The 20,210-nt window shown below is 34.1% G+C and carries 14 protein-coding genes and 1 riboswitch; of the genes, 13 read left to right on the top strand and 1 reads right to left on the bottom strand.

Annotated features, from left to right (window positions below; all coding sequences use genetic code 11):
* The coding region (locus BM212_RS09200; RefSeq protein WP_091898226.1) for an ISL3 family transposase at positions 1–1,316 on the bottom strand (1,316 nt) is incomplete at its 3' end.
* 1,074 nt (positions 1,317–2,390) lie between these two features.
* Positions 2,391–2,479, top strand: a riboswitch (SMK box riboswitch).
* Here BM212_RS09200 and metK point away from each other — a divergent pair.
* The 13 genes from metK (at position 2,477) to ruvA (ending at position 19,866) form a co-directional block, all read left to right on the top strand.
* Positions 2,477–3,667: a methionine adenosyltransferase gene (metK, locus tag BM212_RS09195; protein ID WP_091898224.1), complete on the top strand. Its 1,191-nt coding sequence runs from the start codon at positions 2,477–2,479 to the stop codon at positions 3,665–3,667. (Overlaps the previous riboswitch by 3 nt.)
* A gap of 111 nt (positions 3,668–3,778) precedes the next feature.
* Entirely contained in the window at positions 3,779–5,038 is a 1,260-nt protein-coding gene (yfmF, locus tag BM212_RS09190; RefSeq protein WP_091898222.1) for an EF-P 5-aminopentanol modification-associated protein YfmF, read from the top strand.
* A 1-nt stretch (position 5,039) separates the two neighbouring features.
* On the top strand, positions 5,040–6,332 hold the full coding sequence (gene yfmH / locus BM212_RS09185) for an EF-P 5-aminopentanol modification-associated protein YfmH (protein ID WP_091898221.1): 1,293 nt from the start codon (positions 5,040–5,042) through the stop codon (positions 6,330–6,332).
* Positions 6,333–6,613: 281 nt separating this feature from the next.
* Complete coding sequence (locus BM212_RS09180; protein WP_072694394.1) at positions 6,614–7,534, top strand: helix-turn-helix domain-containing protein; 921 nt, start codon at positions 6,614–6,616, stop codon at positions 7,532–7,534.
* Positions 7,535–7,626: 92 nt separating this feature from the next.
* Positions 7,627–8,214: a CDP-diacylglycerol--glycerol-3-phosphate 3-phosphatidyltransferase gene (pgsA, locus tag BM212_RS09175; RefSeq protein WP_072694395.1), complete on the top strand. Its 588-nt coding sequence runs from the start codon at positions 7,627–7,629 to the stop codon at positions 8,212–8,214.
* A gap of 155 nt (positions 8,215–8,369) precedes the next feature.
* A complete protein-coding gene (locus BM212_RS09170; protein WP_083540504.1) occupies positions 8,370–9,647 on the top strand; it encodes a competence/damage-inducible protein A in 1,278 nt (425 codons plus the stop codon).
* A gap of 265 nt (positions 9,648–9,912) precedes the next feature.
* Complete coding sequence (gene recA / locus BM212_RS09165; RefSeq protein ID WP_072694397.1) at positions 9,913–11,031, top strand: recombinase RecA; 1,119 nt, start codon at positions 9,913–9,915, stop codon at positions 11,029–11,031.
* A gap of 376 nt (positions 11,032–11,407) precedes the next feature.
* Positions 11,408–12,973, top strand: coding sequence for a ribonuclease Y (gene rny / locus BM212_RS09160; protein ID WP_091898219.1), 1,566 nt, complete (start codon positions 11,408–11,410; stop codon positions 12,971–12,973).
* Positions 12,974–13,164: 191 nt separating this feature from the next.
* Positions 13,165–13,968: a TIGR00282 family metallophosphoesterase gene (locus BM212_RS09155; protein WP_072694466.1), complete on the top strand. Its 804-nt coding sequence runs from the start codon at positions 13,165–13,167 to the stop codon at positions 13,966–13,968.
* 56 nt (positions 13,969–14,024) lie between these two features.
* Positions 14,025–16,643, top strand: a complete 2,619-nt coding sequence (gene mutS, locus BM212_RS09150) for a DNA mismatch repair protein MutS (RefSeq protein WP_072694467.1) — start codon at positions 14,025–14,027, stop codon at positions 16,641–16,643.
* Positions 16,644–16,682: 39 nt separating this feature from the next.
* Positions 16,683–18,644, top strand: a complete 1,962-nt coding sequence (gene mutL, locus BM212_RS09145) for a DNA mismatch repair endonuclease MutL (protein WP_091898218.1) — start codon at positions 16,683–16,685, stop codon at positions 18,642–18,644.
* Between the two features lie 75 nt (positions 18,645–18,719).
* Positions 18,720–19,160 carry a peptide-methionine (R)-S-oxide reductase MsrB gene (gene msrB, locus BM212_RS09140; protein ID WP_072694469.1) on the top strand — a complete coding sequence of 147 codons (441 nt, stop codon included), beginning with the start codon at positions 18,720–18,722 and terminating at the stop codon, positions 19,158–19,160.
* Between the two features lie 94 nt (positions 19,161–19,254).
* Positions 19,255–19,866, top strand: coding sequence for a Holliday junction branch migration protein RuvA (gene ruvA, locus BM212_RS09135; RefSeq protein WP_072694470.1), 612 nt, complete (start codon positions 19,255–19,257; stop codon positions 19,864–19,866).
* Positions 19,867–20,210 lie beyond the last annotated feature (344 nt).

The raw sequence follows: 20,210 nt of genomic DNA, 5'->3' as shown, positions 1-20,210 counted from the left end.
TCTCTTTCTTTTTCTATCATTTTGATTTTATTTCTGATTGGTTTTAAATTGAAGTGCAGGATAATGCGATTTTTATAGTGAATAAAGTTCCCATAGCCATAGGCTACTCTGTTTAATACCTTGATTTTGTTATTGATTCCCTCTATCTTTCCATTGTTATAAGGATAATAGAAGGTATTTTGGATATAAAGAAAATGAGCGCTCAACGTCTTTAAACTAGTTTTCATGTATCCAGATAGTTCAGGAGAAGCTGGTTGATCTAAAACAGTTCTTAACTGTTTTGAGTCATTGTGTTCGACGGCTTTAAGAATAGCTTGATACATTGTATAAGTTGCTTTTAGTTCTGGATCGTATGCCAACATCTCAGAAATGATCGCTGCTTCTAATCGTTGTCCGAATAGGGGAAAATATTGATAATCGGTATAAGATACTGCCGATTCTTTCTTCAATAGCTTTTTCCAGAAGCGTTTTAATCGTCTGTATTTCTTTTGATCTTCTCCGTTAGAAGTCCGCAGTCGATTCATGACTTTTACTCGAGTCTTGTTCATTGATCGGTTCACGAGCTGAATAATATGGAATCGATCAATGATGATATCGGCATTTGGAAACAGTTCTGGGATGAAGCTGACATAACTGGCATTTATGTCTGTCGTGATCGTTTTGACCTGACTGCGTTGTTTCTGACTATAGCGAGAACGGAAATGATTCTTGATTGTACGAGTATCTTTGCTTTCTAGAATATCGACTATCGTACCGCTCACAACATCAATATATTCAAAAGCCATTTGCCCCTCACCATACTTAAACTCATCGAAAGACAAGTTCTCCGGCAAAGAATGATAGTACGGTCGGTACTCTTTCGATTGTTCATTGATGATTCTTTGAATCGTTGCGTGAGAGACATTCGTCTCTTCAGATAGGCTCTTGATCGAACGAGCATCAGCTGACTTCATCAGTATTTCCGCTTTGATAAAGTTAGAGATGAAACAGTGTTCTTTTACAATCGGCGTTTCAGCCGTAAACGTTGCTTCGCAAGCCTTACACTTAAACCGCTGCTTTTTCACTCTAAGATAAGTCGGATAAATGCCTGTCATGGGAAACGTGATTCTAGAAGTCTGTGTACCATTTTTAATGATCGTGTACGCTTTATTTGAGGTTTGACACTTCTTGCATTCCGTAGGAATATAGGTCAGCGTACAGTCAATAAATTTACACTTCTTCTGTTTATGTACACCGTATGAAACGCAGTGATCTTCGAAAATCATATTTTTATCTTGAATATCCAGTACTTTTTGCATATCATTTGATGTAGGCAAGTGAGTTCCTCCTATGGATATTTGGTTTCGTCGACTATTATTCTACAGGAGAACTCACTTGTTTTCTATTTTCTGAGACAAAAAAAGACGCCAGTGATTTCTCACCAACGTCATATATTATAGAACCAAGAAACTGAGGTTGATATCCAACAAGTTAGAGCGGAAAATAGTGCTGAAAAATCTTACCAGCACTAAATAGTAGTATTTTTCGATTAATAAAATTATAGGCTGATTAAGTTGAAAATCAAGAATAGAGTCAAGTAGTTCATTGTAAAGATTGTGCTGAAATATAAAGTGGAACGTCTTCTGTTATTTAAGATAAATAATGGAAGAAAAAATGTAGATAGGAATAAAAGGAAGCTCCACCACGAAAAAATAGTCCAAGTTAAAACAATTATTATTAAATATGCAAAAAAAGCTATAAGGTATTTTAGATTATTAGTCATTACTTTATTCCAGGTATAATACTCATACAAAAATATCGGTATAATTAGTGGAAGTAAGTAGGGAATTATAGCAATAGAAATAAATCCTGTATGAATATAAAACCCAAAAGTATTTAATAACAAGCTTTTAAATAGCGTTATCAAAGAAATTGCTAATAAATCTAGGTCATAATGAATGAATAAGTATTTACCTTGAACCATAATAACGTAACAAAGCAATAATAATCCTGATACAAAAGAATGTATTGTTATGAAATACAACAGACTCAATATAATAAATACTTCTAAAATCCAAACGTTTCTTATTGAAAGTTTCTTTTTTAATATAAAATAATTTCTGAAATTAGTTTCAACCACTTGATTTAATAAAACAAATAAGTAGAGAAGAAAAAAAGAAATAACATTTAAAGTTGAAAATGGAATAGCGTAAATCGTTCCAAATAATAAATAAAAACTTGGAAAAATAAAGTATAAAAACATGGGGTTTTTAGTAAAAGTTAATAAATTTAGTTTCAATTTCTTTCATCCTTTTGTGGTCTTTTGCCTTATCATAACATAATTTTAGTAGACTATTTGAAACATTCTAAAAATGAGAATGAATGTTTTAAAATTATATGGTAAACTAGTATAGGGTTACAATGAATTCCCGATAGGACGGCCACAGACCAGGTCGGAAGCCTTGTAACCGATACTGAAACAGGGGGAATACAACAAATGGTAGAAAGAAAATTATTTACTTCGGAATCTGTTTCTGAAGGACATCCAGATAAAATTGCTGATCAAATAAGTGATGCAGTTTTGGATGCAATATTAGAAAAAGATCCTGATGCTCGTGTTGCATGTGAAACTATGGTAACCACAGGACTCGTTTTGATAGCAGGTGAGATCAGAACAAATACCTATGTTGATATGCAAAAAATTGCTAGAGATACAATTAAAGAGATTGGATATACACGTGCTAAATATGGATTTGATGCTGAGACTTGTGCAGTACTAGTATCTATTGATGACCAGTCACCAGATATTTCAATAGGTGTAGATGATTCTGCTGAATCTAAAGCATCTGTTGGAAGTGATGAATTGGATAAAATTGGCGCTGGAGATCAAGGGTTGATGTTTGGATTCGCTTCAAACGAAACGCCGGAATTAATGCCTTTACCTATTTCATTAAGTCATAAATTGACTAGAAGAATCGCACAGGTCAGAAAAGAAAAGATTTTAAAATATTTAAGACCCGATGCAAAAGCTCAAGTTACTGTTGAATACGATGATCAAGATAAACCTAAACGTATTGATACTATTGTAGTCAGTACACAACACTCTCCAAAAGTCGATTATGATACATTGAAAAATGATGTGATTAAACATGTTATTGAAGAAGTAATTCCTTCTAAATGGTTAGATGCAGATACTAAGTATTACATTAATCCAACAGGTAGATTTGTGGTTGGAGGACCTCAAGGAGATGCTGGACTAACAGGTCGTAAGATTATTGTAGATACGTATGGTGGATATGCGAGACATGGTGGTGGAGCATTTTCTGGAAAAGATGCTACTAAAGTGGATCGTTCAGCAAGTTATGCAGCGCGCTATATTGCTAAAAATCTTGTTGCTGCTGGTATTGCAGATAAAGTAGAAGTACAGCTTGCATATGCTATTGGTGTGGCCCAACCTGTTTCAATTGCGGTTGACACATTTAATACTAGTAAAAGTGCTGATGCAAAAATTATAGAAGCTATTCGTCAAGTTTTTGATCTTAGACCAGCTGGTATTATCAAAATGCTGAATCTTCAAAGACCAATCTATAGACAAACAGCTGCTTATGGTCACTTTGGACGTACTGACATTGATTTACCATGGGAACATTTAGATAAAGCAGACCAACTAAAAGGATTACTTTTCTAGAAAATCATATTTAAATGATCAGAGGCTAGAGCGATGCAGTTCTAGCCTCTTTATTTTATTCTTTAAAGTGTTAATTATAATAAATATTAGAAAATATGCAGGAGTGAAATTATGCAAACTGATTTAGCCAGTGGTGTGCAATTGCATGTAATGCCATCAGAAAAATTCAAGACAGTTACTATAACTATTAAATTTAAAGAAATGCTAAAAGCGGATCAAATTACTAAAAGGACATTGATTTCTAATCTGATCAATACTAACAGTCGCCATTATCCTACTCAGACTGATTTTAGAAATACACTTTCTGAACTATATGGGGCACGTTTGTCTACTAGCGTTTCAAAAAAAGGTCAGTATCATATTGTTTCAGTAGGTTTGACTGTTGTAAATGATAAATATTTAAAGGAAGAAGGCATATTAAAAAAAGCAATTGCTTTTTTAGAAAATATACTTTACTATCCAAACGTTTATCACGGAGCTTTTCATAAAGAGACTTTTAAGAGAGAAATAGAAAATTTAAGAGATGAATATGAAGCAATATATGATGATAAACAAGACTACTCGACTATTGCATTAAATGAGCTATACTTTGATACAGAAGAGCAAAGAATTCCGTCTTTCGGTAGAGAGAAAGACCTGGAATCGATAACTCCAGAAGGTCTTTATAAGACGTATGAAAAGATGCTATCAGAAAATGAGATTGATATTTTTGTGCTAGGTGATATTGTTGAAGAGAATATTATCGATACGTTTAAGTTGTTCAAATTTAATGATCGAGAGATTTTTCCACAAAAAACTTTTTATGAATTAAAAGAAAGTACTGAAGTTAAAAGAAAGGTAGAAAAACAAGACCTAACACAAGCTAGGTATAATTTAGCGTTCAATACGAATATTTTTTATCATCAAAATAATTATTATGCTGGACAGATATTTAACGGGCTATTTGGAGGCTATCCTCATTCTAAACTCTTTATGAATGTAAGAGAGAAGGAAAGTTTAGCTTATACTATTTCAAGTGGGATCGATACATTTACTGGATCTATGTTTGTTTATTCTGGAATTGATCAAAAAGAAGCAACACATGTAGGGGAAATTATTTTAAAAGAATTAAATGCATTAAGGCAAGGAGACTTTAATGACGAATCTGTGCAGCAAACAAAAGAGTTGCTGAAAAATTCTTTATATCAATCTGAAGACAGTGCAAATAGTATGATTGAAAGAGCCTATGCTAGCAAGATAACAAGAGAGCCGCAAATAAGAATTGAAGAATGGATAAAAAAAATCGAGTCTGTAACAAAAGCAGAAATTATGGATACGGCAAAAAGGGTACAGTTAAGAGCTGAATTTTTATTAATTGGGAAGGAAGATTGAGTTGGAAAAAATCGAGTATGCACAACTGAACGAAACGATCTATAAAGAAATTTTGCCGAATGGACTTACTGTTATTCTTCTACCTAAAATTGATTTTTATAAAACTTATGCACTTTTCAGTACAAACTTTGGATCTATCGATCAGCAATTTATTCCTATAGGAGAAACTGACTTCAAGAAAATGCCTGATGGAATTGCTCACTTTCTTGAACACAAAATGTTTGAAAAAAAAGATGGCGATGTATTTGATGATTTTTCAAAATTAGGTGCTTCTGCTAATGCTTTTACTAGTTTTACAAAAACTGCTTATTTATTTTCAAGTACAAGTCATTTCAAAGAAAACTTAGAAACGTTACTTGATTTTGTACAGAAACCTTATTTTACTAATAAGTCAGTTAATAAAGAAAAAGGTATTATTAGACAGGAAATTCAAATGTATGATGATCTTCCTGAATGGCGAGTAATGTTTGGCTTGTTAGAAAATCTGTATCCAAATCATCCAGCCAGTATTGACATTGCAGGAACAATTGAAAGTATAGAAGATATTACTGCAGAACTTCTATATGAAAATTATCATACTTTTTATCATCCCAGTAATATGCAGCTGTTTGTAACGGGTAATTTTGAAATAGAACAAACTATTGAATGGATCAGGAAAAATCAGAATCTAAAACAGTTTGAAGAAGCTAAAGAAATTAAAAGAAGGTACCCAAGTGAAGAGAATACTAAAGTGATTCCATCAGGGGAAATTAAATTACCTGTAAATAAACCAAAAGTATTAGTTGGAATAAAAGGTAAAAAAAATAAATTGAAAGGTGCTGCTGCATTAAGACAACTAATAAGCGTAGAATTTTTACTAAAACTGTTATTTGGAGAAACCTCTTCGACTTATCTGAAGTTGTATGATGAAGGGCTTATAGATGATAGCTTCAATTATGAGTATACGTTTGAAAGAGAGATAGATCATTTAAGTGTAGGTGGAGATACCAAAGAGCCTGATCAATTGATTAGTATTTTAAAAAATTTACTTTTGAAAGCTGCAGAAAGTCCTGATTTAAATGAAAAACATTTTGAGATCGTAAAAAAAAGAAGTATTGGAGAGTCTCTTCAATCTTTTAATTCATTAGAATTTATTGCTCACCAGTTTAATGATGTTCAATTTGAAGATGTAACAGTTTTTGATATTATTCATCTTATGGAATCAATAGAATTAGAAGATATCAAAAAAGTTGCAATGCAATATATCAATAGTGAAAACATGTCAGAATTTCGAGTGACTCCAAAACTTAAATAATCTATCCTGATTAATGAAATATACTCCTTCTCTATCCTAATAAAATCTTAAGATTTATCATGTTTTGTAAGAATAATCACCCTATACTCAAAGTTTTTCATATGGTATACTTTTAGAAATGATACGTTACCCAATGTTTTATTTCTACTAGTATTAATTAATTCGGTAACGATGTAATCAATATCTAGAGTGCAAATATATGAAAACAATAAAAGATTAAATTCAAGCAAGACTAATCGAGTATCCGTTATAAAGAAATACTTTAGGGCAGGTGACAAAGATTGAATGAAGTAGGCGAAAAGCTTAAAGAAGCTAGAAAAGCCAAAGGTTATACACTTGATGATTTACAACAAATGACAAAAATTCAGAAAAGATATTTAATCGCTGTTGAGGAAGGTAATCTTGAAGTACTACCTGGAAATTTCTATGCAAGAGCATTTATTAAACAGTATGCTGATACTGTAGGTTTGGATGGAGAACAGCTTTTAAAAAATCATTCTGATATCCCGAAAGCTAAAAATGAAGAATATTCTGAAAAAGTTAGGACAACTCAAACGAGGACTAAACCCAAAAGCAGTAGTATTGTTGATACGATACAAGACAGTTTACCAACCATTCTGATTATTCTTTTAGTATTGGCCATTGCAGTAGTCTTTTACTGGGCAGTCTTCAAAGGAGCCGATGATAATAGTGATACACCGGTAATTCAGGATGGAATTACTGAAGATCAAGATGTAGAAGTCGGTAGTAACGATGATGTGGACCTAGACAGTGAAACCGATGAGGGTACTGATTCAGAACAGGCGACTGAAGAAGAAAACCAAGAAGAAGAGTCAACTGAGGAAGAACCTCAAGAAGAAGAACCTGCTGAAGAGGAATTTAATGTTACTCAAAGTTCTAGCACTGGTGGAACAACGAACTTTACGGTAAGTGGTACTAAACCTGCAGAACAACAACTTACATTAACCGCTGAAGGCGGAGAATCCTGGGTAAGTGTAACAGTAGATGGTACACTTATCGACGAGTCCTTGCTAGCGGATGGTAATTCACTTTCTTCAGAATTTGGTCAAGATATTTCTAATGTTACAGTAGTCATTGGTAATGCAGCAGTAACTTCAGTTCGATTAAATGACCAAGGTGTTTCTTACGCAGAAGAATCAGCAAATGCTGTAAGACAAGAACTGATATTTGAATTTGAGTAATCGAAAGAAATCGCTGTTCTACTATGTTAAAGACCAGAGTTTGTAGTGATGACAGATCTCTGGTTTTTCATTTGAATGCGTAGGAGGAAATAATGAATTTACCTAACAAATTAACTTTATTAAGAATTGTTATGATTCCGATTTTTATCATACTGGTGTTGCTTCCCTATGATCTTGGTACTATTGAATTGCTTGGATCAACTGTTGAAATGCATCTATTCTTAGCTGCAATTATATTTTCGCTAGCAAGCATTACAGACTGGCTAGATGGATATTTGGCCCGGAAAATGAATATCGTTTCCAATTTCGGTAAGTTTGCAGATCCGCTTGCTGACAAAATGCTAGTAATGACAGCTTTCATTTTACTAATTCAGTTAGAACTTGCTCCAGCTTGGGTCATTGCTGTTATCGTATGTAGAGAATTGGCTGTCACAGGCTTAAGATTGCTTTTAGTAGAACAGGGTGGAACAGTTCTGGCTGCATCTTGGCCCGGAAAAGTCAAAACCAATGCACAAATGTTTGCAATTATATTGTTGCTGATCGACAATTTCCCTTTCAATTTAACTGGGGTTCCCGTTGCAACGATTCTTCTTTATATTAGTCTTATCTTTACGATCTATTCTGGAGTTGACTATTTTTATAACGCTAGGCATTTTTTCAAAGGAACATTTAGTAGTTGATAATGATACAAAGCAGGTAACTCAATTGAGCTACCTGTTTTTTTATAATCAAAATCACAGTAGTAAAGAAATTCATATGTTAAAATGATTATACTGTAAATTTAAAATGAATTGTTCAATAGATTGTAAGTATATATAAAGTAGGAGGTTAAATAGTGAGAGCTGAAATTATATCAATAGGAACAGAATTGTTACTCGGACAAGTGATTAATACAAACGCAGCGTATATAGCAAAAAAGCTAGCATTGCTCAGTATAGATGTTTATCATCATGTAACTGTGGGGGATAATGCTGAACGGTTAATAGAGGTGATAGAAACAGCCGAGTCAAGATCTGATATGATTATATTTTCGGGAGGGTTAGGTCCAACCGAAGATGATATTACAAAAAAAGTATTGTCAGAACATCTTGATGTAGAGTTAGTTTTACATGAAGAAACTCAAAATAAAATTATTACGTATCATAAAAATTCTGATTTTGAAATGCCAGAGAATAATCAGCTACAAGCATTGATGTTGATGGGAGCCACACCTTTACCTAACGATACGGGACTAGCTGTTGGTATGTTCTTTAAAAAAGGAGACCATTCATATATATTGCTTCCTGGACCACCAGATGAATTAGAGCCAATGGTGGAAAATCATTTAACTCAAGTGATAGTTGACAATGTGCTGGATGAACAGAAATTAGTTTCGAGAATTATCCGTCTTTTTGGATTAACTGAAGCTCAATTGGCGTTAAAAATAGAAAAAATAATCAAAGATCAGAAAAATCCGACAATTGCAATATATGCAGAAGCTGGGGAACTGACGATTCGTATTACGGCAAAAGGTCAATCAGAAGAAGAGTGTGAAAAAATGATTGATAAAGTAGAGAAAGCTATAAATAAAGAAGTAGAAGAATTTGTGTTTGGTCATGGAGAAAAAAGATTATCTGATGTTATTAAAGATATATTAATTGAACAAGAAAAAACAATAACGGCTGCTGAAAGTTTAACAGGGGGGGCATTCTTAAGTAGCATTTCAAGTGATTTAGCTGCTGGGTCTATTTTTGATGGTGGAATTGTCACTTATAGTGCTGATCATAAACATAAATCATTAGGCGTGTCTCAAAAAGTTATTGATAGATACGGAGTAGTGAGTCCAGAATGCGCAATTGAAATGGCAGAGAAGGTCAGAGATATGTTTGAAGCAGATATAGCTGTCTCATTAACTGGAGCTGCTGGACCTAGTGCTTTAGAAGGTAATATACCCGGTACAGTATGGATTGGAATTGCTCAAAAAGGCAATGAATCTTTCGCTAAATATTATCATTTTGCATATAAGCATAATAAAAATCGAAAATTGGCAGTTCAAAACGCATTAGATTTGGTTAGACGAGTTTTATTGAAGCTTCCAGTTGATAAATTAGTTTATTCTGATGAAGATAAATAATAAAACAAGTATAAGTAATGATAATCGATATTGCGAATAAATGTTCGATTTACTATTGCGTTTTATTTGGAAAAACAGTAAAATATAAGAGTAGCAGAGAGAATACAGGATTATTATTTAAAACAGTTACAGATTCTTTATTTTTTTCGTACTAATTTAATTTGCAAGATATCTCTCAAGTTCTACTTTAATAAATTGCTATATAAAGTAGCTAATAGCCAATATAAAAATTGTCCTGAATCAGTAATAGGAGGAGAACTAATTAATGACAGATGATCGTAAAAAAGCATTAGAAATGGCACTCAGCAAAATTGAAAAGAACTTTGGTAAAGGCTCTATTATGAAAATGGGAGAAAAAGTTGATACTCAAGTTAAAACAATTTCAAGCGGATCGTTAGCTCTTGATGTTGCTTTAGGTGTTGGTGGGTATCCACGTGGACGTATAATTGAAGTATACGGACCAGAAAGTTCCGGTAAAACGACAGTAGCTTTACATGCCATAGCGTCAGTGCAAGCTAACGGCGGAATTGCTGCTTTTATTGATGCTGAACATGCCCTAGATCCTAAATATGCTAGTGCTTTAGGTGTAAATATTGATGAATTACTACTATCGCAGCCAGATACTGGAGAACAAGCTCTGGAGATTGCAGATGCTTTAGTTTCAAGTGGAGCAGTAGATATGGTAGTCATTGACTCTGTTGCTGCTTTAGTGCCACGTGCTGAGATTGACGGTGAAATGGGCGCATCTCACGTTGGACTTCAAGCGCGCTTAATGTCTCAAGCACTTCGTAAGCTATCGGGTTCAATCAATAAGACTAAAACGATTGCTCTATTTATCAATCAGATTCGTGAAAAAGTAGGTGTTATGTTTGGTAGTCCAGAGACTACTCCTGGTGGGCGTGCATTGAAATTTTATTCAACTGTGAGATTAGAAGTTCGTCGTGGAGAATCTATCAAATCAGGTAAAGATATGACTGGGAACAAAACCAAGATAAAAGTTGTTAAAAATAAAGTTGCTCCTCCATTTAAAGTAGCACTTGTGGATATTATGTATGGAGAAGGAATTTCTCAAGTAGGAGAACTTGTAGATATGGGAGCCGAAGTTGAAATTATTGATAAAGCGGGTGCCTGGTACTCCTATGGTGATGAGCGTATTGGTCAAGGACGGGAAAATTCTAAACAATATTTAGTAGAGCATCCTGATCTATTAAAAGAGATCGAAAAAAAAGTTCGAGTTGCTTATGAAGTTGGCAGCGAAGAAGATATTAAATTTGTTAACGATTTGAATAAAGCAAGTGAAAAAGGCAAATCAAAAAAAGCAGACGATTCTATTGATGAAAAAACTGATGCTAAAAGTTCTGAACCAGAAGCATTGGACATTTGATTTAATCAACTATTTTAAGCATGTTCTAAAGGCTGTTCAGCTATTTAGAACATGCTTTTTTTATCTATACTGATAAAAAATAACTAAAATATGAATTTGAAGAGTTCATAAGCAAATTATTTAATTTACTAAACAAGGACAATTTTAACTTTTTTTAATAAAAACCTTTTAAATTATTTCTCTTTTTTTAAACTGTATTGACACATTGACCGAAGACCTTTAAAATTAGTATGTCTGTTACACAATTATGTTAAAATAAATAAAAATTTAGATTGGTGATTGTTTTTTAAACGAAAACCCGTTTAACATAAATAGTACCTGACTTTTTTATACATGAATAAAATGTAAAACTAAATAATGATACGGAGGTGACCAAATGACTACTCTATTTTACTCAGTAGCCTTCGCTATCGTTACTTTAATAATCGGAATAGTTGCAGGAGCATATTTTAATAAAAGAAGCTTCGAAAAAAGACTAGCTGATTCAAGAAAAACAGCTGATAACATTGTAGAAGATGCAAATAAAGAAGCTGAAACCTTGAAAAAAGAAGCGTTGTTGGAGGCAAAAGAGGAAATCCATTCTTACCGTACGGAAATAGAATGGGAGTTGAAAGAAAGACGCTCTGAAGTAGCACGTCAGGAAAATCGTTTAGACCAGAGAGAAGATAATCTGGAGCGTAAAGCTAACACAATGGATAAAAGAGAAAGTTCTTTACAAAGCAGAGAAGAACGATTGAGCACTAGACAAAAGAATCTAGAAGATCTAGAGAATGAAGCTGAAGAATTGATCGTGAAACAACAAGAAAAATTACAGTCGATTGCAGCGTTATCTCAGGAAGAAGCAAAATCAATCATATTAACTCAAACTGAAAAAGACTTATCTCGTGAGCTAGCTGTTATGGTAAAACAATATGAAGACAAAGCTAAATTAGAAGCGGATCGTAGAGCAAAAAACTTGATAACTCAAGCCATCCAACGTTCTGCAGCTGACAAAGTAACTGAAACAACTGTTAGCGTAATCAATCTACCAAATGATGACATGAAAGGTCGCATTATTGGTCGAGAGGGTCGGAATATACGCACGCTAGAAAGTTTAACAGGAATGGATTTAATTATTGACGATACACCTGAAGCAGTCGTTTTAAGTGGATTTGATCCTATTCGTCGAGAAATAGCAAAAATGGCACTTGAGAAGCTGATTTCTGATGGACGTATTCATCCAGGACGCATTGAAGAGGCTGTTGAAAAGTCTCGTAAAGAAATGGATGAGCGAATCCGAGAAATTGGGGAAGAAGCTATATTTGACTTAGGAATCCACTCAATACATCCTGACTTGATTAAAATAGTTGGACGCTTATATTTCAGAACAAGCTATGGTCAAAATGTCTTGAACCATTCAATAGAAGTCGCAAAAGTTGCTGGTGTAATGGCAGCAGAGTTAGGCGAAGACATACAGCTTGCTAAAAGAGCTGGACTGTTACATGATATTGGAAAAGCATTAGATAGCGAAGTCGAAGGATCTCATGTTGAAATTGGTGCTCAACTTGCTATGAAGTATCAAGAAAATGAGACGGTCATCAATGCTATTGCTTCACACCATGGTGATGTAGAAGCAAGTTCGATTATTGCGGTATTGGTAGAGGCCGCAGATTCAATATCTGCAGCTAGACCAGGCGCTAGAAGCGAATCACTTGAAAACTATTTACAACGACTAGAAAATCTTGAAAGAATTTCTAATGGATTTGAAGGCGTTAAAGAAAGTTATGCAATTCAAGCAGGTCGAGAGGTTCGAATTATTGTAAGACCGGATCAACTTGATGACAGTATGGCGGCGAAACTGGCACGCAGTGTACGTCAACAAATTGAAGAAGATATGGACTATCCTGGACATATTAAAGTAACGGTGATACGCGAAACAAGAGCCGTTGAATATGCAAAATAATTAAATAATCAAGAAACTAGGACAGAGTTATTTGTTCTAGTTTTTTTGTATTAAGGTTAAATGACAGCCAGCTAATGACAGGTGCTAAGAGAGTACATCTTTTTACATACTCAAATTACCAGATTCACTTTGATTTTGCTGTAGTAATACTGGTAAAATAAGGAGTACCTAACGGAGAAGAGGAATATTAAATGAAAGTATTATTTATAGGCGACGTAGTAGGCTCAGTGGGCCAAGAAATGGTTCGAGAATATTTACCGAAATTAAAGAGTAAATATAAGCCTCAAGCAACAATAGTGAATGGAGAAAATGCCGCTGGAGGTAGAGGTATTACAGAAAAAATCTATAAAGAGTTTTTGCAAAATGGAGTAGATGCCGTAACAATGGGAAATCACACTTGGGATCAAAGAGAAATATTTGATTTCATAGATGATGCTAAAAAATTGATTCGACCAGCAAATTATCCTTCATCAGTTGGAGTTCCAGGTAAGGGTATCGCCTATATTAAAATTAATCAACAAGAACTAGCCGTAATCAATTTACATGGAAGAGTTTTTATGGGAGATTTTGAAGATCCTTTTCAAATTGGTATGAAATTAGTTGAAGAGGCAAAAAAAAGAACCCCACATATATTGATAGATTTTCATGGGGAAGCAACGAGTGAAAAAGAAGCTATGGGATGGTATATGGATGGACACGCTTCTGCCGTACTCGGTACACATACCCATGTACAGACAAACGATCAGAGAATTCTTCCTTCTGGAACTGGCTATATGTCGGACGTGGGAATGACTGGATTTTACGATGGCATATTAGGGATGAAAAGAGAAGCTATAATCAAAAAGTTTTTAACGCAGCTTCCTGCCCGATTTGAAGTACCAGATAACGGACGTAAAAAACTAAATGGCTGTTTCATAGAATTTGATAATGTAACTGGTAAGACAAAAGTAATTGAATCAATTCGAATAGATGACGATACACCGTTTTATGATTAAATAAATAAAGCTGAAATTTGATTAGTAATTTTATGGTAAAAGGGGTGAGGAGATAGATGCCTCAAAAGACAAAACATACACCGATGATGATTCAATATCTAGAAATTAAAGAAAAATACCCAGACGTGTATCTATTTTATAGATTAGGAGACTTTTATGAATTGTTCTTTAATGATGCCATCGAAGTCGCTCAGATATTGGAATTAACTTTAACCAGTAGAAACAAGAATGCTGAAGAGCAAATCCCAATGTGTGGAGTACCACATCATTCTGCTCAGAGATATATTGATACGCTGATCGAACTAGGGCATAAGGTAGCTATATGTGAACAAGTAGAAGACCCGAAATTAGCTAAAGGTATGGTCAAAAGAGAGGTGGTGCAAGTCATTACGCCGGGAACGGTCATGAACACCTCTTCTGTAGATGCTAAGGAGAATAATTACATCGCAGCAGTTCTAAAAGTCGAACAGGAATACCTATTTTCATATACCGATTTGACGACTGGAGAACTAAAAGTAACTAGATTGAGTACTGAACAGGAAGTGAAAACAGAACTTCAATCATTAAAAATAAAGGAAGTCTTATTCAAAGTTGATCAAGAGAAGAATTTCCAGCAAAAACTAGCTGATGAATTAGGTATAGTTATTTCAGAGGGTTCTCTAGAAAACCTAGAAGACAAAGATTTAAATAGTCTAAAAGAAAATTGTTCAAATAAATCTCTCTATCCTGTACTTGATTTGTTACTGATCTATCTAATGAATACACAAATGCGCAGTTTAGATCATCTTCAACCGGCTGAAGAATATGAAACTTCTCATTATTTAATTTATGGACAAGAAGCACGGAGGAACTTAGAATTAACAATCTCTCTAAGGGATGGCTCCAAAAAGGGAACATTGTTATGGTTGCTAGATGAAACTAAAACAGCGATGGGTGGTCGAATGCTCAGACAATGGCTTGAGAAACCTCTGATTAGTAAAATGACTATTGAAAATCGTTTAAATATCGTAGGCGTACTAATTGATCATTTTTTCGAGCGAACAGATTTGACGGACACGCTTACCAGTATTTATGATTTGGAAAGATTAGCCGGAAGAGTAGCGTTTGGTACTGTGAATGCACGCGATTTAATCCAACTGAAAAATTCATTGAATCAAGTACCAAATCTTATTCACATAATTAATTCGATGAATGCATCTCATGAATGGGATTCTTTATTAAAAGAATTAGATCCAGTTGAAGAAATTGCTTCTCTTATTGATCAGGCTATTGAAGAGGAACCACCTCTATCCATTACTGATGGAGAAATTATTAAAGTTGGATTCCATGATAAACTAGATGAATATAAAGATGCTATGGTCAATGGAAAAAGATGGATTGCTAATTTAGAAGCAAAGGAACGGGAAATAACCGGTGTCAAAAATTTAAAAATCGGATTCAATAAAGTATTTGGTTACTACATTGAAGTAACCAAAGCGAATGTTGATAAAATTGATGATGCTAGATATCAAAGAAAGCAGACATTGACCAACGCTGAACGATACAGCACCCCGGAATTAAAGGAAAAAGAATCTTTAATACTAGAGGCAGAAGAAAAATCAAAAGCACTAGAATATGAACTTCTTGTTAATATTAGAGAACAAGTGAAACATCATATTAAAAGACTTCAAAAATTAGCAAGAGTTGTTGCTGAAATAGATTGCTTGCAATCTTTTGCCTTTATTAGTGAAACGTATAATTATGTAAGGCCAGAATTTAATACAGCATCACAAGATATTTTACTCAAAGAAGGACGGCATCCTGTTGTTGAGAAAGTCATGAGAGAACAAGTTTATGTACCAAATGACGTCAACCTTGAAGAAGGTACGGATGTGCTGCTGATTACTGGTCCAAATATGTCTGGTAAAAGCACGTATATGAGGCAGTTAGCCTTAACTGTCATTATGGCACAGATGGGGTGTTATGTTCCGAGTCAATACGCCAAACTGCCTATTTTTGATCGTATCTTTACACGTATTGGAGCCATGGATGATTTGATTGGTGGACAAAGTACATTTATGGTTGAAATGACGGAGACAAATAATGCTTTAGAATATGCAACATCTAAAAGCTTACTTTTATTTGATGAGATTGGACGGGGAACAGCAACATATGATGGTATGGCTTTAGCTGAAGCCATCATAGAATATGTTCACAATAAAATTGGTGCAAAAACATTGTTTTCGACGCATTATCATGAATTGACGGTGTTAGATCAACGATTGCCTAAATTGAAAAATATCCACGTAGGTGCTGTAGAAGAAAATGGCCGACTAGTTTTCTTGCATAAAATGCTTGATGGTCCAGCAGATAAAAGTTATGGTGTGCAAGTTGCAAAACTTGCAGGACTACCTGATACTTTAATTGGACGAGCGTCAGATATTTTATCTCAGCTAGAGCAAAAAGAAGAAAATCTATTTAAAAATAAAGAAATTGAATCACAATCAACTCCTGAACCTGCAATAAATCTGGAAATGGAAAATTCTTCTGTAGATGAACAATTATCCTTATTTGGAGCTCAAATGCAAGAAACTGAAGGTAACGTTATTGAAGCTTTACGTAAAGCAAATATTTTGAATTTAACACCACTAGAAGCAATTAACTTGTTGAACGAACTACAAAACAAATTAAAATAATGAATATTTTTTAAAAGTCATTTAGAAAGGAGGATACTTATGCCGAAAATCCAGATTATGTCTTCTGTATTAGCCAATCAAATAGCAGCAGGAGAAGTTATTGAACGACCAGCATCTGTAGTCAAAGAACTCGTTGAAAACTCAATAGATGCAAATAGTACAAAAATTGATATCCATGTTGAAGAAGCAGGATTAAAATTGATTCAAGTTACTGACAATGGAGAAGGTATTCATTCAGATGAAGTGGAGCAAGCTTTTGAAAGGCATGCCACAAGCAAATTGATTTCCAATGAAGACTTGTTCCGTATACGTACTTTAGGTTTTAGAGGAGAAGCACTGCCGAGTATAGCTTCTGTTTCTATGGTAACAGTTGAATCAGCTCAAGAAGGAAAAGCTGGTAGACACATAAAACTTGAAGGGGGAAAATTAGTAGAAAGTAAACCCGCTTCTTCCAGAAGAGGAACCTTGATAAAAGTTGAACAATTATTTTTTAATACACCAGCCAGACTGAAGTATGTAAAGACTATTAAAACTGAATTAGCCCATATAAGTGATACAATCAATCGCTTAGCATTAGCACATCCAGAAATTAGTTTTCGCTTGTTCAGTGATGAAAATACTTTATTGAAAACGGTCGGTAACGGAGATATAAGGCAAGCCATAGCAGGTGTATATGGTGTGGAGACAGCCAAAACAATGAAAAAGATTGAATCAACCAGTTTTGATTTTAAAGTATATGGTTATGTATCACTTCCTGAATCTACAAGAGCAAGCAAGTCTTATATGACCATTATTGTAAATGGTAGACATATAAGAAATTACGCACTGGCACAAGCAATTGTTGATGGCTATTCTTCTAAATTAATGGTGGGTAGATATCCATTAGCAGTCGTAAATATTGAAATGGACCCATTGTTATTGGATGTGAATGTTCATCCGACAAAACAACAGGTTCGGATCAGTAATGAAAAAGAATTAGGCGAATTAGTCAAAAAAGCTGTAAATGATCTAATGAGTGCAGAACAACGAATACCGGATGCACTGGGAAATATTTATTCAAGTAGACGTCATCAAAATGATAAACCGACTCAGACATCGTTTGACTGGAATAATAGTAATACTAGAAATGAATCGGATTTCTCAATAGACTCTGATGATTATAAAAATGAAAATCAATATAATGAAAACCTGCAAAAAGATAACGAAATCAGACAAAGTGAACCAAACAGTTTGAGTCAAGAAACAAGTTTTGTATTCCTAGAGTCTGAAAATTATGAGGGGTATACAAATACTAATCAAAATAATGCTAATATATTGAATGGACAAACTTTTGAGGATAATCATACACATTTAGATGAATCACCTTTACAAACAGCAAATAAGGTAATGAAAGAATCAAAAGCCAATCAGTCATTTCCGATTCTAGATTATGTTGGTCAAATGCATGGGACTTATCTATTTGCTCAAAATGAAGAAGGCTTATTTATTATTGATCAACATGCAGCCCAAGAACGAATTAAATATGAATATTATAGAAAAGAAATCGAAAAAGATGGGACTGCGCAACAAAATCTATTAGTACCTATCGTCTTGGAGTATCCTACTAATGATGCGATTACGATTCGGGAAAATTTGAAAAAATTAGAGACTGCCGGAGTTTCTCTGGAAGAATTCGGACAAAACAGCTTTTTAGTTAGAAGCCATCCTTCATGGTTCAAGGCAGGTCAAGAAGAAGAAATTGTCAAAGAAATGATTGATTTTCTACTTGAAACCAATCAAATCTCTATAGCAAAATTCAGGGAGGCAACAGCCATTATGATGAGTTGCAAACGGTCCATCAAGGCAAACCATTATTTAACTCCCAATGAAGCCAGAACACTTTTAGAAGATTTGAAATATACAGAAAATCCTTACAATTGCCCCCATGGACGGCCAGTACTTGTTAAAATGACCAATAAAGACATGGAAAAGATGTTTAAACGAATCCAGGACCCTCATTGAGCAAAATTTAATAAAGCACAAACTTTTATTCCTTACTATAAATTGGTACAATAGGAAAGAATAGGAGGGGTTTTAATGACTGAAAATTTTTCAAAAGAGGAATTGAAACAGCGACTAACTAAAGAACAATATGAAGTAACTCAAAATAGTGCAACAGAAAGAGCCTTCACTGGAGAGTACGATGATTTTTATGAAGATGGCATTTTCGTTGATATCGTAAGTGGAGAACCCTTATTTTCTTCTAATGATAAATATGATGCTGGATGTGGATGGCCATCATTTTCCAAACCAATAAAAAAACGCGGTATAAAAGAGCTAAGAGATACTTCTTATGGTATGGAAAGAGTAGAAGTTAGAAGTAGCGAAGCAAACTCTCACTTAGGACACTTATTTAATGATGGACCGCAAGAAAAAGGTGGCATGCGCTACTGTATTAATTCAGCTGCAATGAAGTTCATTCCTAAATCAAAATTAAAAGAAGCAGGATATGAAGAGTATCTTTCAGAATTTGATTGATTTTCAAAAACCATCCCAGCCCAAAGTGTTTTTTCGGGCTGGGTCTTTCTATGTTACAATAATAAGGAATTTAAATTAGAATAGGAGCTTTTAAATGTACGAATACATAAAAGGTATTCTAACTCATATTTATCCTGGCTACTTAGTTGTAGAAGCCTATGGGGTTGGATATCATATTTTAATGGCAAATCCTTTTAGATATACGGATTATCATTCGAAAGAAGTAATGATCTATCTTTATCAAAATGTTTCCCAAGATGATATGAGATTGTTCGGATTCAAGTCCTATGAAGAGAAAGGACTTTTTTTGAAACTGATTAACGTTTCTGGTATCGGACCCAAAAGTGCTTTAGCGATATTGGCGAATGAAGATCACATGGGGTTGATTCAGGCAATAGAACATGAAAATATAAAGTTTTTACAAAAATTTCCAGGAGTCGGTAAAAAGACTGCTTCTCAGATTGTTCTTGATTTAAAAGGGAAATTAGGAGAATTGGGTATAGATAACTTTACTGGACAGTTATCAGAAGATTTACGGATTGATTCAAAACAGAGTAATCTCTCTTTACAAGAAGCAATAGAAGCTTTATATGCCCTTGGATATGCAAAGAGAGAAGTGACTAAAGTTGAAAAAACATTGGAAGAACTGGAACGAACCACAACGGATGCTTACATTCGGGAAGGATTAAGATTACTAATGAAATAATTAAGAGAAATTCAGGAAATCTATGTTAGAAAAGTGGTAACTCCCAATAATCTATGAAAAATTATGTTTCCCAAATTTCTCGTTGCTCGTATGATGATTTCTGTCGATGAAGGTAATATAATCCAATCATTGTCTGGATTAAACAGCTTTATAACAGATCCAGTAAAGCAACGAGAAGTATAAGAAGGCATGTTTAAAAAACTTCGTTTTTTTGAAGTTTTTCGAGATATGTAAAATCACTTCTACAGTATTAGTCCGTGTACTGTAGAACACTGTTCCCGAAAGATAATAAACGGATCCACTTGTCGGGCATTGTTTTTGCATCATCATGGACGAATGGAATC

This window comes from Marinilactibacillus piezotolerans (assembly GCF_900114235.1).
In the GTDB taxonomy this organism is placed as follows: domain Bacteria; phylum Bacillota; class Bacilli; order Lactobacillales; family Carnobacteriaceae_A; genus Marinilactibacillus; species Marinilactibacillus piezotolerans.
Note: the sequence above shows the minus strand (reverse complement) of the source record. Positions and strands in the feature narration are given on the sequence as shown.

Bases quoted from the DNA above. Each gene is read 5' to 3' on its own strand.
- pgsA (WP_072694395.1), top strand. From the start codon at position 7,627: ATGAATTTACCTAACAAATTAACTTTATTAAGAATTGTTATGATTCCG.
- metK (WP_091898224.1), top strand. From the start codon at position 2,477: ATGGTAGAAAGAAAATTATTTACTTCGGAATCTGTTTCTGAAGGACAT.
- msrB (WP_072694469.1), top strand. From the start codon at position 18,720: ATGACTGAAAATTTTTCAAAAGAGGAATTGAAACAGCGACTAACTAAA.
- mutL (WP_091898218.1), top strand. From the start codon at position 16,683: ATGCCGAAAATCCAGATTATGTCTTCTGTATTAGCCAATCAAATAGCA.
- ruvA (WP_072694470.1), top strand. From the start codon at position 19,255: ATGTACGAATACATAAAAGGTATTCTAACTCATATTTATCCTGGCTAC.
- BM212_RS09155 (WP_072694466.1), top strand. From the start codon at position 13,165: ATGAAAGTATTATTTATAGGCGACGTAGTAGGCTCAGTGGGCCAAGAA.
- mutS (WP_072694467.1), top strand. From the start codon at position 14,025: ATGCCTCAAAAGACAAAACATACACCGATGATGATTCAATATCTAGAA.
- recA (WP_072694397.1), top strand. From the start codon at position 9,913: ATGACAGATGATCGTAAAAAAGCATTAGAAATGGCACTCAGCAAAATT.
- yfmF (WP_091898222.1), top strand. From the start codon at position 3,779: ATGCAAACTGATTTAGCCAGTGGTGTGCAATTGCATGTAATGCCATCA.
- rny (WP_091898219.1), top strand. From the start codon at position 11,408: ATGACTACTCTATTTTACTCAGTAGCCTTCGCTATCGTTACTTTAATA.